Raw genomic sequence first — 13,086 nt, 5'->3', positions numbered from 1 at the left:
GATCGCGGCATCGCTCCAAAGGTCTTTTCTTTTATCTCGAACGAAGTGTGCGCTCTAGTCGATCCAAATCGGTATCCTTCCCGATGATGATCAAAATATCTTCCGATAAAATCATCTCATCCGCTTGAGGAGAAATCAGGACATCGTCATCGCGACGAATCGCGACGATGTTCACCCCGTACTTCGCTCGCAAGTCCAAATCGATGAGGGATTTGTTCGATAACTTGTCCGATGCTTTAATTTCGACAATCGAATGTTCATTCGATAATTCGAGGTAGTCGAGGATACTCTGGCTCATCAACCCATTGGCAATTCGAACGCCCATATCTCGCTCAGGGTGGACGATGTTATCCGCCCCGATTCGACGGAGTACTTTTTCATGGTAATCGTTCGTCGCCTTGACCGTGATGATTTGGACACCGAGTTCCTTTAAAATCAACGTCGTCAAAATGGAAGCTTGAATATTCTCCCCGATGGCGACGATCACATGTTCAAAGTTACGAATCCCTAAACTCTTTAACACATTCTCATCTGTTGTATCGGCAATCACGGCATGGGTTGCCAATCCCATAAACTCATTGACACGTTCCTCATCTGAATCGATGGCGAGGACGTCATATCCATTTGAAGACAATTCTCGGACGATCGACCCTCCAAATCGTCCTAACCCGATGACTGCAAATTCACCTGTCATGATGCTACATCCCTTTCCTACACATGTTCTCTTCTTGATTCTTCGTTCAGTGTAACTGATTCCACTTCAAAACTCTATATAAAAAACAAAACGGGATTCCCTTCAAATAAAGGAAATCCCGTTCTTGCCATTATGCTTTTCCACTCGAGCGTTTTCCTCGTACGTAGTCGTTGTCGAACAAGAACAAACGGAGCAAGAGATAGAGCGCCGGAACGAGTAGGAGCAACCCTAAGATGAATACGATGACAAGTGCCACCGCCATCGACTCGTTGACGACACTTCCATTAATGTCGATATACGGATACAGGATGTATGGCAAGTGAGAGTATCCGTAGCCGAACCATGCCATGAAGAACTGACCCATGACCATCAAGAAGGCAATCCCGTAATTTCGTTTCATATACACGAAGGAGACGGCGATGACGAAGAACAAGAAGCTCATCGCAAACCACCACCAGTTCCCTCCTAGGATGCTTTCGTAGTGCCACGCAGCTTGTGACTTCAACCCAAAGAAGACGAGACCCGATGCGATAATTGTCGGGACGCTCCAAAATAGAGCCCATTTCCGAACGAGTTCGACGGCATTTTGGTCACGTGCCTTGTCCGCATAGAACAAGAGGAACATGGCGCTAATATAGAGGACGGAGACAATCGCCAAGATGACGACCGTCCACGAGTAGAAGTTGGTGAACAACTTCGCTCCGTCAAAGAAGACCCCGTTCTCTGTCTCCGTGATGAAACCGCCTTGGCTGACAGTTAAGACCGTCGACATCGAAGCTGGGATGAGTAATCCCGTCGCCCCATAGAGGAACATATAGAGCGTGCTTTCCTTTGACCCATAGTTGGCGAACGCATAAAAACTACCACGAATCGCAAGCAAGATTAACACGACAGACGCTGGAACGAGCAAGGCCGTACCATAGTAATAAGCAGTGTCCGGAAAGAATCCGACAATCCCGACAAAGAAGAACACGAAGAATACGTTCGTGACTTCCCATGTCGGTGACAAATACCGTTTGACGAGACGGTTCACTAAGTGATCACGTTTCGTATAGCGGCTATAGAAAGCGAAGAAGCCTGCACCGAAGTCAATCGATGCGACGATGAGGTAGCCGTATAGAAACGTCCATAAGACGGCAATCCCTAATTCTTGAATTTGCATGTCATATCCTCCGATCACACTTCATCCGCAAACATCGCTTCACCACGATGCTCGGATTGTTTTAGTTCTTTTCCTACCGGATTCTCTTTGAACAGGCGTGATAGGACAACCACAGTCACTGTTCCGAGTACCGCGTAGAGGATCGCGAAAGCGACAAGCATCCAACCGACGTTCGCTGATGTCGTAGCTGCCTCACTCGTACGCATCAACTCATATAACGCCCAAGGTTGACGACCAAACTCAGCGAAGAACCAACCAAACTCAATCGCCGCCATGGCAAGAGGTCCACCGGCTGCAATCGCAAAGAGCATCGGCTTGCTGAACTGGTTCAAACGTTTAATATATCGTCCGAGTACGAACAGGAAGGAGATGAGCGCGAGAAGCATCCCAATTCCGACCATCGCATCAAATAGATAGTGAACGAAGAGCGGCGGTTGATCTTCTTTCGCAAATTCATTGAGACCCGTCACTTCATAGTTCGGGACACCACCTGCAAGAATAGAGAGGGCGTAAGGAATCTTCAAGGCGCCTCGAACTTCATAGCCACCTTGCCCATCATCTTCTAACCATCCGCCCAAAATCAATTCGGCCTCGGAGGAGGTTTCGAAATGCCATTCTGCAGCTGCTAATTTATCTGGTTGATACTGAGCCAAATATTTACCTGAGAAGTCACCGACAAGCGCTGTCGCGATCGCAAAGATCAAAGCGACCGTCATCGTCAGACGAAGACCTTTCTTATGATACTCGATTGACATCTTGTCGAGTTGATTTCGGCGTTGACGTAACAACTGAACGGCTGCGATCGCAGCTAGAATGAACGCGGATGTTAAAATAGCCGAAGTCAACACGTGTGCCATTTTCGTCGGCATGGCCGGACTGAACATCGCTTCGAGCGGGCTGACATTTGCCAATCGACCATCGACAATATCAAACCCTACAGGCTGGTTCATAAAACTGTTTACCGTTGTGATAAAGAACCCTGAGAACAGTGCACCGACGGCAACCGGAATCCCGAGGAGCATGTGGTGCCACGGATTTTTAAATCGATCCCACGTGTACAAGTAAATACCAAGGAAAATCGCTTCAAAGAAGAAGGCGAACGTTTCCATGAAAAGCGGGAGCGCAATCGTTTGACCCGCAACGCGCATCAAGTTTGGCCATAGGAGTGAAAGCTGCAGACCGATGGCCGTACCCGTCACAACCCCAACCGCTACCGTCACGACATAGCCGCGCGACCAGCGTCGAGCCATGAGCGTGTATTTCGGGTCTTTTTTACGAATTCCTAAAAATTCTGCCAATAAAATTAAAAGTGGAACCCCGACGCCGAGTGTGGCAAAAATCACATGAAAACCTAATGTGAGTGCCGTCAATGCTCGACTCATCAGGACAGGATCTTGAAACATCTATTGATTACCTCCTATCTCTCTCTATCGCTTCGAACCCATGTATGAAACGACAATCACAGATGAATACCCTTCGATACTTACATCATAATGATTTTATATTGCGCTGTAATGTCTCAATGCTCGAGTTCGCAAAATGTTCACATTTGAGCAATCGCCACAAAATCGTCGCTTTACATGAATAAATGTTTCCCTTTTTCTCACTCGTTCACTCCTTTTTGGGCACACTAAAAGCGGGCTCAATCGAGACCGCTTCGTGTTATTGAATCATGACAGTTCGGAAGTAATGGTCGAATAGATCGATGGCCACTTCGATCGAACGTTCATCCGGGTTGAGTGTCGATTGATGGAGTCCTGACCCCATATCGTTCACTCCTAACCAAACCATAAATCCGGGGACCTGTTTCAACATATATCCAAAATCCTCACCCGTCATGGCAGGGACACATGTTTTATAAGAATAGCCGACTTCTTCAACCGCTTCCTCGAATTGATAAAGATAACGTTCGTCATTGACGACTTCGTGATACCGATTGCCGAATTCAAGGTCGATTTGCACGTTATACGTCATCTCGACTCCGGCGATGATTTGACGAATCCGGCTTTCCAGCACGACCATTTCTTTGTCAGACAAGGCGCGGACCGTCCCATCCAGTTTGGCCGTATCGGCGATAATATTTTCTTTCGTTCCTGCTGCGACTTTTCCGATACTGACGACCGCACTTCCCATCGGGTCAATGTTACGAGACACAATCGTTTGCAGTTGCATGATGAGAGCGGCCTGAACGATGACAGCGTCAATTCCCGCGTGAGGGAAAGCACCATGCCCCCCTTTTCCATGAATGGTGATATGGAGCTCTCGCGCACTCGCGAACAACACGCCCGGTCGTGACGCGACCATGCCGACAGGATATTCAGGTGCGACATGTAAGCCGAACAATGCATCCGGGCGGAAGTGATAGAACAATTCTGATTTCGCCATCGGTTCGGCACCACCCGGTCCCTCTTCGGCCGGTTGGAAAAAGACGACAAGGTGATGGTTAAGCGGTTCCTCGACCGCTCGTTTAATTAATCCAAGTGCGATTGACATGTGCACATCATGTCCGCATGCATGCATCATGCCTTCGTGAATCGATGCGAACTCTAGCCCCGTCTCTTCCGTGATGGGCAGTCCATCCATATCGGCTCGATATCCAATCGTCTTCTCACCGACGAGACCATCTACACGGACGAAAAGACCTGTTCGCCAGTGCGTGATATGAACACGTGACGAATCGAGCGATCGAATCAATTGCTCAAGTGTCGCTTGTGTTTTGAACTCTTCATATCCGGCTTCCGGAATTAAATGCAGCTGTCTTCTCGCTTCAATTGCCCAATTCATAACTCAGTCTCCTTCGTAATTTCTTCGACGATCTTCCAAAACGCCTGGACTTGCGCCAGCTCCAACATCGATTCTGTTGAAAGCATCCATGTGTCCCGGACGAGCGGCACGCCACCCGACGACGTCAATGGAATCTTATTCATCTCATTCACATCTTTGATGGTCGATTCCGGAAGAATCGCGAACCCGATTCCGTGTAACGCCATCTGTTTGCATGTTTCGATTTGGTCGACGACAAGCGTCGTCAGAGGCGGGCTCGAAAATCGTTCCTGCCACCACTCTAATATTTCCTGGTAATACGTCGAGTCGCTCTTGAATTGAATAAACGAGCGCTCGTTGTTTTTTAGTTGAGAGAGGTCGGTCATTTTCAGATCGACCAAATGCAAGGAATCAGAGAACAACTTCATCCGTTCCCCTCGCCAATCCGGATTTCCTCGGATGATTCCGATATGGAAATTCTCTTCGAGCATGTAACGCATCATTTCGCTCGACCATCCGGTGACCAATTTGACACGGACGGACGGATAGCGTTCGACGAACGTCTTCAATACCTTGGGTAGCCAATACTGTCCCATGATGGAGGCGACGGCTATTTTCAACGTTCCGTACACTTCTCCTTGGTTGGCCGTCAGTTCGCCCCTTAGTTCTTGTTCTTCACTGTACATCTTTTTGGCGAACTCGATGATTTTCTCTCCATCTGGCGTCAATGCGAGCCCTCTTGTGGAGCGAACGAAAATCTTCTTCCCCCACTGATGTTCGATGGTCACGAGCCGTTGACTGAGCGCTGGTTGTGAGACAAACAATCGCTCGGCTGCTTTACGCATATTCAATTCTTCCGCAAGAATAATTAACACTTCTACTTCCGAAACTTGCATCACGTCACCTGTTTCTCTATCGTTTGAAAGATTGTATACTGAATAAGTATTTGTTTCAATGTATCATATCATGTTTAATCATCAATTTGATTGTTAGGAGGAAATCTGATGCAACGTCATCATTTCGCCTTTATCGTCGCGACCGTCGCGACGCTCGGCAGCCTTTATTTTTCAGAGGTCATGCTCTTTTTACCTTGTAAGCTGTGTTGGTTCCAACGCATCTTTATGTATCCACTAGCCATCTACTACTTGACTATCATGTTGACTGCACGAGACGTCAACCGCTTGTTCGTAGGGATTATGGCCGGTGCCGGATGGTGTATCAGTCTGTATCATGTCATTTTAGAACGGATCCCGAACGGCGAAGCCTTCTGTACGAACGACTGCCTGATTCGTTGGGTCAACTATTTTGGATTCGTCACCATCCCACTCCTCAGTTTCATCGCCTTCACCTGCATCCTGATCATTCAGTTCGTCCCACTTAAAAAAGCGTGAAACAACAAAGGAGAAGCTGTCTCGAGACAGCTCCTCCTTTTTTTATTGCCACCATTCGTCGTACAACGAGGCAGGCATGTGATGCTTGTGGCGTGAACGTTTGAAAATTGTCTCGATTCGCTCGGCGATTGTCGGGTCGATTGTCTTTCCTTCCAAATAGTCGTCCAGCTGATCATACGTCATACCGAGTGCGACTTCGTCAGGAAGTCCAGGGCGACCATCTTCAAGGTCGGCCGTCGGCACCTTATAAATCACACGCTCATGCGCTCCAAGTTCATGGAGAAGTGCTTTTCCTTGACGTTTGTTCAAACCGGTCAACGGTGTGAGGTCACAAGCTCCGTCACCGTGTTTTGTATAAAATCCTGTCACATATTCCGCAGCATGGTCTGTTCCGACCACAAGGGCACCGAATGTTGCCGCAATGTCGTATTGTGCCTTCATCCGCTCACGTGCCTTCGTGTTCCCTTTATGGAAGTCACTCAATTCGAGGCCCGTTGCACGGTGAAACGCTTCAACCGATGCGTCAACAGCAGGCTTGATGTTGACAGTGAACGATTTGTCCGGACGAATGAACTCAAGCGCAAGTTGTGCGTCATGCTCATCGTGTTGCTCACCATACGGCAATCTAATTGCATAAAATGTATACTCGTCACTCGTTTCTTCTCGAAGCTCTTCCATGGCGAGTTGACATAGCTTTCCGGCAAGGCTCGAGTCTTGCCCGCCTGAGATCCCTAGGACGAGTCCTTTCGCACCAGCCCGTTTCACATATGCTTTCAAGAAGTCGATACGTTGACGAATTTCTTCTTTCGGGTTGATGGTCGGTTTGACATGTGTTGATTCAATGATCTGTTGTTGCATGGATTACCCTCCCACTATGCTCTCATTTTGCTTTATTGTCTGATAATCCTTATACCCCGTCAACTAGCGTCTCAAAAAGAAAGACGGAAACAACAGTTTCCGCCATGGTTTTATTGAACTTTAAATGATGTGACCTCTCCACCGATTGGTGTCATCTCTAAGAACAATGGTTGATCTTTCGCCGGTGCTTCATCGAGCAATACCCCAAACGAGAAACCACCGCCGGTCACTTCGGCTGCACCTTGAGCGTAAACATTATGTCCGTCTGATACAGACCACTCAAACTCGACCTCATCCGTATACCCGCTCACTTGAATCATCGTGTCATTCAAGTCAATTTGTACATCACGGAACGCGCCGTCCGACTGCGGCTCTGTAGCAGGCGTTTCTTCCGGTGTTTCTGACGTACCTTCATCCGGAGTTTCTGTTGTAGTAGATTCAACGGTGAACGTCGTCTCATCTGTCACAGCAATTTCAGGTGCTCCGTCAACTTGACCGAGCCCAATCACTTCGACCGAATATTCGCCTGGTTCTAATGTCAATGGAAAGACTTCGTCGAATACTTTTTTATCATTCGCTTCCCATTTTTCCTCAATTACAGATTCTGTGAACATATAATCACTTCCGTAATCAAATACGGTTTGATCCCCTTTTTTGACAACTAACTGAAAACGTTGCGACGAATTAAACGTTACATCGACTGCTTCCTCATTTGGGTTTGTCATCGAAATCGTAGCTGATAACGTTTTTGCCGAAGCATCGTATGCCATTTCCGTGTCGAGCGTCAATGGAGCCGGTGGTTCAGACGAATCACTGTTTACTTGACTCGGTTTCGCCTCTTCTTTCCCACATCCCGCTACGACTAATAAGATTGCCGTCACTACGGCGAGCAACCAAGTTTTCTTCATGAATCCCACTCTCCTCAACAAAATAAAAAACGTCTATAGCACTAGTGTATACAATGTGCAGACGTTTGTAATGATTTTCCTTATATTATTTACCTTTTTTACGAAACTTTAGTTTGTTCCATGTATTGTTGCCAACCGGTCATGAACAATGAATCTGCGATATCGAGATCAGACCGGACTTGAGCCGTGATAGAGAACGTCTCACTGTGCATCGACTCAAACGTGACGACCATCGTTTCTCCTACTACTTCCTTATAAGCTACAAGTTCAGGCGTTTCTGCAAACAATATCATAAGTATGGCTCCTTTGTTCATCTGTGATAAACCTAGTGTACCAATCTGAAACCAAGATATATGTCCTATCGTTCGACAGCACAACAATGACATTTTACCTATTGTCGAAACGTTTACATCAAATGTTAGTCAATTGGGGAAATGTGCATATGATTTCATGAAAAAAAGGAGCAATCCGTACTACAGACGCTCCTCTTTACCTTAAATTGTAAATCAATTTGATTCAATACATGTCGAACGAAATCTCATTTCGACCGGTTCGAAATTTGTTGCCATACTGTCCCGAGTGCTGTCTCGCCGCTCGTGATCCGCTCTTTCGCAAGTCGCGCTTGTAAAGAGACCTCGAACTCGCGGTCTTCCTCCGCAATCGACAAGGCAGGTACAGCCCGCTCATCTCCACAATCGAATAAGAAACGAGCCGCTCGCCAACGTACGAGTTTGTTTTTATCCTTTAACGCCTCAATCATGGAAGGTTGGGACTGAGGTAATGCCCAGTCGGAGACCGTATCCCCAGCCGTCCGCCGCACAATAGGAGAAGCGTCCACTAAGGCTTGTTCGATATATGTGACATATTCCTCACGTCGCTCTTCAAACATCCCGATCATGACGACCGCCTGTCGACGGATTGCCATCACGGAATCTTCCAAGGCACGACGGAAATAAGGCATGTTTTCATGTTGGATTTCGAGTTCATCCAAGAATGCCATCCGATCTTTCCAATTATCCGACTGAAGATGGTTCGCGTTCGCCTCAAAATCCGCTTCACGACCAAATGCTCGGGCCACGATCCGCTCGATGCGCTCTTCAGGATACGCCGCTTCCAATTCTTCTTGTGCGACGACACTGACTTCATCCAATTCACCATAACGTGGGGCTTGTTCTACCCAACGACGGTCTTGAATGACATTCTTCACTTGTGCTTGAACTTCCATCGCTGCATCGACGAATCGTTTCGACAATCCGATTCGTTTTTCCTCGTCCCCTTTGACGAGTTTTAATTGCATCGGTACATCGAGCACGAATTGAACGGATACATGGACCGGTTCATAGTCCGTATCCATCTTTGTGGATTCGACTTCCTCAACTTGTTCCCCGAACGCCCGTCGGATCTCATTCATGACGTCATGCCAATCATGTTTCGGATGTCGCTCGACAGCGAGAAAATCAGACACGGCGTAAACGGATTTGACGCCTCGAAGCCCGATGATTTCTTGAATGATGGCTGGGGCATCCGTACTCGCTTTGTCGTACGTTGTGCCTCTCCCTTCAAACGGAGGGTCCACAATGATTTTCAAGTTATTCGGACTTGGTGTCGGTTCGATTGCTACTAGTTTCATCCTCATCACCTCACTCTTCATCGTGACGAAAATGACAAAAAAACGCAAGCGAGTCGCTTGCGTTCGATCAACCATCTATTTACTTAAAACAACGCGATAAACTGTTGGAGTGAATACGTCGTCCCATCCACAGTAAACGTGTCGTCCTCTGAAATCGGTTCAAGGAAGAAACGTTTTTCACCATCTTCTTTCACGTAACCAAAAATATGATTGGATTGATAGAACAATTCAATAATCGTCATCCGTCCAAATGTCATCCCATCGTTCATTACCGCCCGATCACCCAATTCGCCGCCATTGTACAGTTCGATGTAAGTTTCCATTTTGGTGTCGCTCCTCTTGTGTTTGTTTTCACAATTCCTTTCTATCAAACAACATGAGCGACTTCAAGTTAATTTTTTGCGTTACGCTTCCAAAATTCAATCCATTTACGATATTCCAATAATGTTTTGTTGATTTGATTAATCGACTTCTCATCATGCAACCCTCTATCATCAATCTTTTCTTTACAATGCGTGATGAAAATTTCATTTCCCGGTAAAACATTTGCACGATTTGTGGCAAATACTTGTCGGAGATGGATTTGGCATCTGGCGGTTCCAAGTATGCCCGGCGAGGCCCCGGCGATCATGACCGGTTTATCCCGAAGTGGCGTTCCTGGCTCGAGCGAAAGCCAGTCGATTGCATTCTTCAGGACGCCCGGGATGCTATGGTTATATTCAGGGGTGACAATCAATAACCCATCAGCTTCCCGAACAGCTTGCTTCAATGCGGCCACAACTTCCGGTTCATCCGGATCAATCAAATCGTCATTGAACAGTGGAAGTTCGATGGAGACGACTTCAATGTCGAAATCCTCTTGAGCCAGTTCAATGATCGAATGCAAAAGAGCAGTATTGAAAGATTTCTTGCGAAGACTTCCTGACATAGCGATTAATTTATAGGTTTCCATGTTCTACCTCCCGCATCCATTCGTTCACGATTTTCGCTTCTTCTTCAGGGGCTTCCATCATCCCCATATGACTGAACGGAACGATTGCTTTCGTATGTCGTGACGCACCTAAAAACGCCCGCTCCTCATTCATATTCGGGTCTTTTGAGCCGTAAATGAATAGGCCGGGGAGGTCAGTCGTTTCAACAGTGTCCACTTCGTCTTCACGATCGCGGATTGCCTGTTGCGCGTTCACGATTCCCTCGACCGTCATTTCATATCCGATTGCGATCGCTTGTTGGATGAGCGCCGGGTCGGAATCGCTTGAGAAGACATTTGGAATCATTCCGTCAATAAACGGCTCGATCCCTTCTTCGATGACTTGATTGATGGCACCGTTTCGCTTTTCCCGCGCCGCTTCTGTATCAGCGGCCGCCGTCGAGTGAATCAATCCAAATCCCGATATTTCTGTTCCATAGCGACGCACGAGGTTAGTCGTCACATAGCCTCCGAAAGAATGCCCACATACGAGCGGACGGACAAGACCCCGAAGACGAATTTCTCCGATGACCCAGTCCGCAAATTGATCCATCGTTTCTGGTCCCACGTCCGTCCCGGCATGACCAGGTAATGTGAGCGCGTGAACTTCGGCATTCAATAACGGTTCCAACTGTTCAAAGTACTTTGGAGAACCACACAGCCCATGTAGCAATACGAGTGCTTTCATATCATCGAGTGCTCCTTTTCTTCCCATTCTGTTTTGAGTAGCCGATACATCGTCAAATCCATGAATCGGCCATGGCTATATGCATAATCTTGTAGAAGTCCTTCTTCAATAAATCCCAATTTTTGAACGAGTCGATTCGACCCTTCATTCCCTGGTGCGACCAACGCAGAGATTCGATGAAACTTGAATTCTTCAAAACCATATTGGATGACAGCTGAAGCAGCTTCGAAAGCCACCCCTTGTCTCCAATAGTGAGGAGAAACCTCAAACCCGATTTCGGCGCGATAATATTGGGGCGTCCAATTATGAAATCCAATCGTTCCGACCAATTCGTTCGTCATCCGATCGCATATCGCCCAACGAATGGCCTTCCCTTGCTGAAATTGATCCTTAAAGTAAGCGATCACGTTCTTCGCCTCATAGACGGCAAGCAACGGGTCCGACCCATAATATCGCATCACTTCCTCAGTGGATAAAATGGTATAAAGTGCTCTAGCATCACGCGGTTCTAGCTCTCGCAGGATAAACCGGGGCGTAGCGAGCTCAGGAAAACTCCGTTTTAATCCCCACATGTGGAACCCGCCTTTCCTATTCGTTTCCTCAATTATACTTCTATTTTCCCAAATGTATCGAACTCAACCCTCTCGTACCGTCTCAAGATGGCAGAAAACACGTGTTTTTGCTACTATAATCGTAGTATGTCAAACTGAGGGGATACCATATGTCAAAACAACTCTTTTATTTGAAGCAAGACCGGGACGTCCAACGCTTCACACTGCATGGTGTGACGTTGGCGGATGTAACAGAAGCGCTTTCCGTGACGAGACCGATGATTATTTGTCGAACGGACATCAAAGGGATGAGACAATCCTCGAGGTCGCGTTTCCGTTATATTGAAGCGCACGAACTATCTTCGTTCTCGTCTAAGTATTTGAATAACCAAACAACGTTTACGGCGATCGATTTTCCGGACTACAATACGCTCGAAACTCTGTCCGATCATGAAATTGCAGAAATCTTGTTTTTAAGTCATATGGAACGCGGAATCAAGAAGCCGTTCTTGGATTCGCTCGATAATGAGATTGTGTTCTTCAATGAAGCAAACGATCGACATAGCAGTCTTTATATTCGCGATTGGTCGACAATCAATCATTTCGTCCAAAACATGTTGCAAAGTAAACTCGATCGTGACATTCGTAACATCAGTTTTGTTCCGATTCCACTTCCCGTCATCGATGAATTACTCGATTTGGCACCTCAAGGTCTGATCATCGATTTCGATCATACGAAACGCAGTTTGTTCAATCGACAAATCGTCATCTCATTCTATGTAGCGGGCCGTTATGAAGACATGTCTGTTCTTGAAGAAGACTTCGATGCGAAGAAAGAATCCATCGCCTTAAAAGGGCAATTGTTGTACCGTCGTCGTACATGGCAGATTGAACGATTATAAGGTCATACATGTAATGAATAGTTGTGAACCTCTGGAAATGAGGTTCTTTTTTGTTATTTTCAGACCGATTGTTTCAACCTTATGCCTATACTGGACAGGGTTGAACGCTATTCTTAAAAATTGATAACAAATTGTCTTAATTTTTTGTTAAATTAACACTTTTCTTTTTCGAACGAGGCGTTATACTAGGAATAACCTTCTGGAGGAATGGAAGGCAATATAGAGAAAGCGAGGTGAAAATCTATTCATCACGCGATGGATAGATACACGAAATGGAACAACTGAAAGTACAAGGAGTCTCATCGTTCACCAAGTTTGCGACGAATGGAAAAATGCTGAAACTTAAAGATGCTCACGCAGGGGAACAACGCATTTCACTACAGGATGCGACGGATATTCAAGTCTCTCTGCTCGACGAAGACCATTCGCGCTTCACTATATTTGGTCACGCTCACCCTCTTGTGGAGCTGACCCTTCCTCACAACTCTTGTGAAGTCCTCTATGCTTGGTTACTACACAAGATGAAACGACAAAAAATCAAACTCGCTTCAAACGCTTAAACAAAACAA

Annotated in this window: 16 protein-coding genes; 3 read left to right on the top strand and 13 right to left on the bottom strand. The window is 46.6% G+C overall.

Annotation, left to right across the window (positions count from 1 at the left end):
* Window positions 1–31: 31 nt before the first annotated feature.
* The 5 genes from KNO68_RS01835 to KNO68_RS01815 form a co-directional block, all read right to left on the bottom strand.
* Window positions 32–694, bottom strand: coding sequence for a potassium channel family protein (locus KNO68_RS01835; RefSeq protein WP_015881252.1), 663 nt, complete (start codon window positions 692–694; stop codon window positions 32–34).
* A gap of 130 nt (window positions 695–824) precedes the next feature.
* On the bottom strand, window positions 825–1,856 hold the full coding sequence (locus KNO68_RS01830) for a cytochrome d ubiquinol oxidase subunit II (RefSeq protein WP_015881251.1): 1,032 nt from the start codon (window positions 1,854–1,856) through the stop codon (window positions 825–827).
* Window positions 1,857–1,870: 14 nt separating this feature from the next.
* Window positions 1,871–3,259 (bottom strand): cytochrome ubiquinol oxidase subunit I, encoded by a 1,389-nt coding sequence (locus KNO68_RS01825; protein WP_074037383.1) that lies wholly within the window; start codon window positions 3,257–3,259, stop codon window positions 1,871–1,873.
* Window positions 3,260–3,518: 259 nt separating this feature from the next.
* Entirely contained in the window at window positions 3,519–4,640 is a 1,122-nt protein-coding gene (locus tag KNO68_RS01820) for an N-acetyldiaminopimelate deacetylase (RefSeq protein WP_078146623.1), read from the bottom strand.
* Window positions 4,637–5,515 carry a transcriptional regulator CcpC gene (locus KNO68_RS01815; protein WP_031421506.1) on the bottom strand — a complete coding sequence of 293 codons (879 nt, stop codon included), beginning with the start codon at window positions 5,513–5,515 and terminating at the stop codon, window positions 4,637–4,639. Before KNO68_RS01815 ends, KNO68_RS01820 begins: the two co-directional genes overlap by 4 nt.
* Window positions 5,516–5,623: 108 nt before the next feature.
* Between KNO68_RS01815 and KNO68_RS01810 the strand changes: the two genes are divergently transcribed.
* A complete protein-coding gene (locus KNO68_RS01810) occupies window positions 5,624–6,010 on the top strand; it encodes a disulfide bond formation protein B (RefSeq protein ID WP_078146622.1) in 387 nt (128 codons plus the stop codon).
* A gap of 42 nt (window positions 6,011–6,052) precedes the next feature.
* Here the strand turns inward: KNO68_RS01810 and nadE are convergent, their stop codons facing one another.
* The 8 genes from nadE to KNO68_RS01770 all read right to left on the bottom strand — a co-directional run bounded on the left by nadE (window position 6,053) and on the right by KNO68_RS01770 (window position 11,636).
* Entirely contained in the window at window positions 6,053–6,868 is an 816-nt protein-coding gene (gene nadE / locus KNO68_RS01805; RefSeq protein ID WP_078146621.1) for an ammonia-dependent NAD(+) synthetase, read from the bottom strand.
* Window positions 6,869–6,978: 110 nt separating this feature from the next.
* Entirely contained in the window at window positions 6,979–7,776 is a 798-nt protein-coding gene (locus KNO68_RS01800; RefSeq protein WP_215111981.1) for a BsuPI-related putative proteinase inhibitor, read from the bottom strand.
* Window positions 7,777–7,874: 98 nt separating this feature from the next.
* Window positions 7,875–8,069, bottom strand: coding sequence for a hypothetical protein (locus KNO68_RS01795; RefSeq protein ID WP_015881244.1), 195 nt, complete (start codon window positions 8,067–8,069; stop codon window positions 7,875–7,877).
* A gap of 245 nt (window positions 8,070–8,314) precedes the next feature.
* Entirely contained in the window at window positions 8,315–9,406 is a 1,092-nt protein-coding gene (locus KNO68_RS01790; protein WP_015881243.1) for a virulence factor, read from the bottom strand.
* A gap of 83 nt (window positions 9,407–9,489) precedes the next feature.
* Window positions 9,490–9,729 (bottom strand): hypothetical protein, encoded by a 240-nt coding sequence (locus tag KNO68_RS01785; RefSeq protein WP_078146618.1) that lies wholly within the window; start codon window positions 9,727–9,729, stop codon window positions 9,490–9,492.
* A 68-nt stretch (window positions 9,730–9,797) separates the two neighbouring features.
* Window positions 9,798–10,358, bottom strand: a complete 561-nt coding sequence (locus tag KNO68_RS01780) for an NADPH-dependent FMN reductase (protein ID WP_214812140.1) — start codon at window positions 10,356–10,358, stop codon at window positions 9,798–9,800.
* A complete protein-coding gene (locus tag KNO68_RS01775; protein WP_214757154.1) occupies window positions 10,345–11,064 on the bottom strand; it encodes an alpha/beta fold hydrolase in 720 nt (239 codons plus the stop codon). Before KNO68_RS01775 ends, KNO68_RS01780 begins: the two co-directional genes overlap by 14 nt.
* The gene (locus KNO68_RS01770; protein WP_015881239.1) at window positions 11,061–11,636 is read right to left on the bottom strand and encodes a GNAT family N-acetyltransferase; all 576 of its coding nucleotides are present in this window, start codon (window positions 11,634–11,636) and stop codon (window positions 11,061–11,063) included. Before KNO68_RS01770 ends, KNO68_RS01775 begins: the two co-directional genes overlap by 4 nt.
* A gap of 149 nt (window positions 11,637–11,785) precedes the next feature.
* Here KNO68_RS01770 and KNO68_RS01765 point away from each other — a divergent pair, with 149 nt between their 5' ends.
* On the top strand, window positions 11,786–12,517 hold the full coding sequence (locus tag KNO68_RS01765) for a hypothetical protein (RefSeq protein ID WP_078146615.1): 732 nt from the start codon (window positions 11,786–11,788) through the stop codon (window positions 12,515–12,517).
* Between the two features lie 272 nt (window positions 12,518–12,789).
* The gene (locus KNO68_RS01760) at window positions 12,790–13,077 is read left to right on the top strand and encodes a hypothetical protein (RefSeq protein ID WP_015881237.1); all 288 of its coding nucleotides are present in this window, start codon (window positions 12,790–12,792) and stop codon (window positions 13,075–13,077) included.
* The last annotated feature ends 9 nt before the right edge of the window (window positions 13,078–13,086 follow it).

This window comes from Exiguobacterium sp. s75 (genome assembly GCF_018617145.1).
Taxonomy (GTDB): Bacteria; Bacillota; Bacilli; order Exiguobacteriales; family Exiguobacteriaceae; genus Exiguobacterium; species Exiguobacterium profundum.
This window is presented reverse-complemented; position numbering and strand designations above follow the sequence as displayed.

Bases quoted from the DNA above. Each gene is read 5' to 3' on its own strand.
- KNO68_RS01835 (WP_015881252.1), bottom strand. From the start codon at position 694: ATGACAGGTGAATTTGCAGTCATCGGGTTAGGACGATTTGGAGGGTCG.
- KNO68_RS01830 (WP_015881251.1), bottom strand. From the start codon at position 1,856: ATGCAAATTCAAGAATTAGGGATTGCCGTCTTATGGACGTTTCTATAC.
- KNO68_RS01825 (WP_074037383.1), bottom strand. From the start codon at position 3,259: ATGTTTCAAGATCCTGTCCTGATGAGTCGAGCATTGACGGCACTCACA.
- KNO68_RS01820 (WP_078146623.1), bottom strand. From the start codon at position 4,640: ATGAATTGGGCAATTGAAGCGAGAAGACAGCTGCATTTAATTCCGGAA.
- KNO68_RS01815 (WP_031421506.1), bottom strand. From the start codon at position 5,515: ATGCAAGTTTCGGAAGTAGAAGTGTTAATTATTCTTGCGGAAGAATTG.
- KNO68_RS01810 (WP_078146622.1), top strand. From the start codon at position 5,624: ATGCAACGTCATCATTTCGCCTTTATCGTCGCGACCGTCGCGACGCTC.
- nadE (WP_078146621.1), bottom strand. From the start codon at position 6,868: ATGCAACAACAGATCATTGAATCAACACATGTCAAACCGACCATCAAC.
- KNO68_RS01800 (WP_215111981.1), bottom strand. From the start codon at position 7,776: ATGAAGAAAACTTGGTTGCTCGCCGTAGTGACGGCAATCTTATTAGTC.
- KNO68_RS01795 (WP_015881244.1), bottom strand. From the start codon at position 8,069: ATGATATTGTTTGCAGAAACGCCTGAACTTGTAGCTTATAAGGAAGTA.
- KNO68_RS01790 (WP_015881243.1), bottom strand. From the start codon at position 9,406: ATGAAACTAGTAGCAATCGAACCGACACCAAGTCCGAATAACTTGAAA.
- KNO68_RS01785 (WP_078146618.1), bottom strand. From the start codon at position 9,729: ATGGAAACTTACATCGAACTGTACAATGGCGGCGAATTGGGTGATCGG.
- KNO68_RS01780 (WP_214812140.1), bottom strand. From the start codon at position 10,358: ATGGAAACCTATAAATTAATCGCTATGTCAGGAAGTCTTCGCAAGAAA.
- KNO68_RS01775 (WP_214757154.1), bottom strand. From the start codon at position 11,064: ATGAAAGCACTCGTATTGCTACATGGGCTGTGTGGTTCTCCAAAGTAC.
- KNO68_RS01770 (WP_015881239.1), bottom strand. From the start codon at position 11,636: ATGTGGGGATTAAAACGGAGTTTTCCTGAGCTCGCTACGCCCCGGTTT.
- KNO68_RS01765 (WP_078146615.1), top strand. From the start codon at position 11,786: ATGTCAAAACAACTCTTTTATTTGAAGCAAGACCGGGACGTCCAACGC.
- KNO68_RS01760 (WP_015881237.1), top strand. From the start codon at position 12,790: ATGGAACAACTGAAAGTACAAGGAGTCTCATCGTTCACCAAGTTTGCG.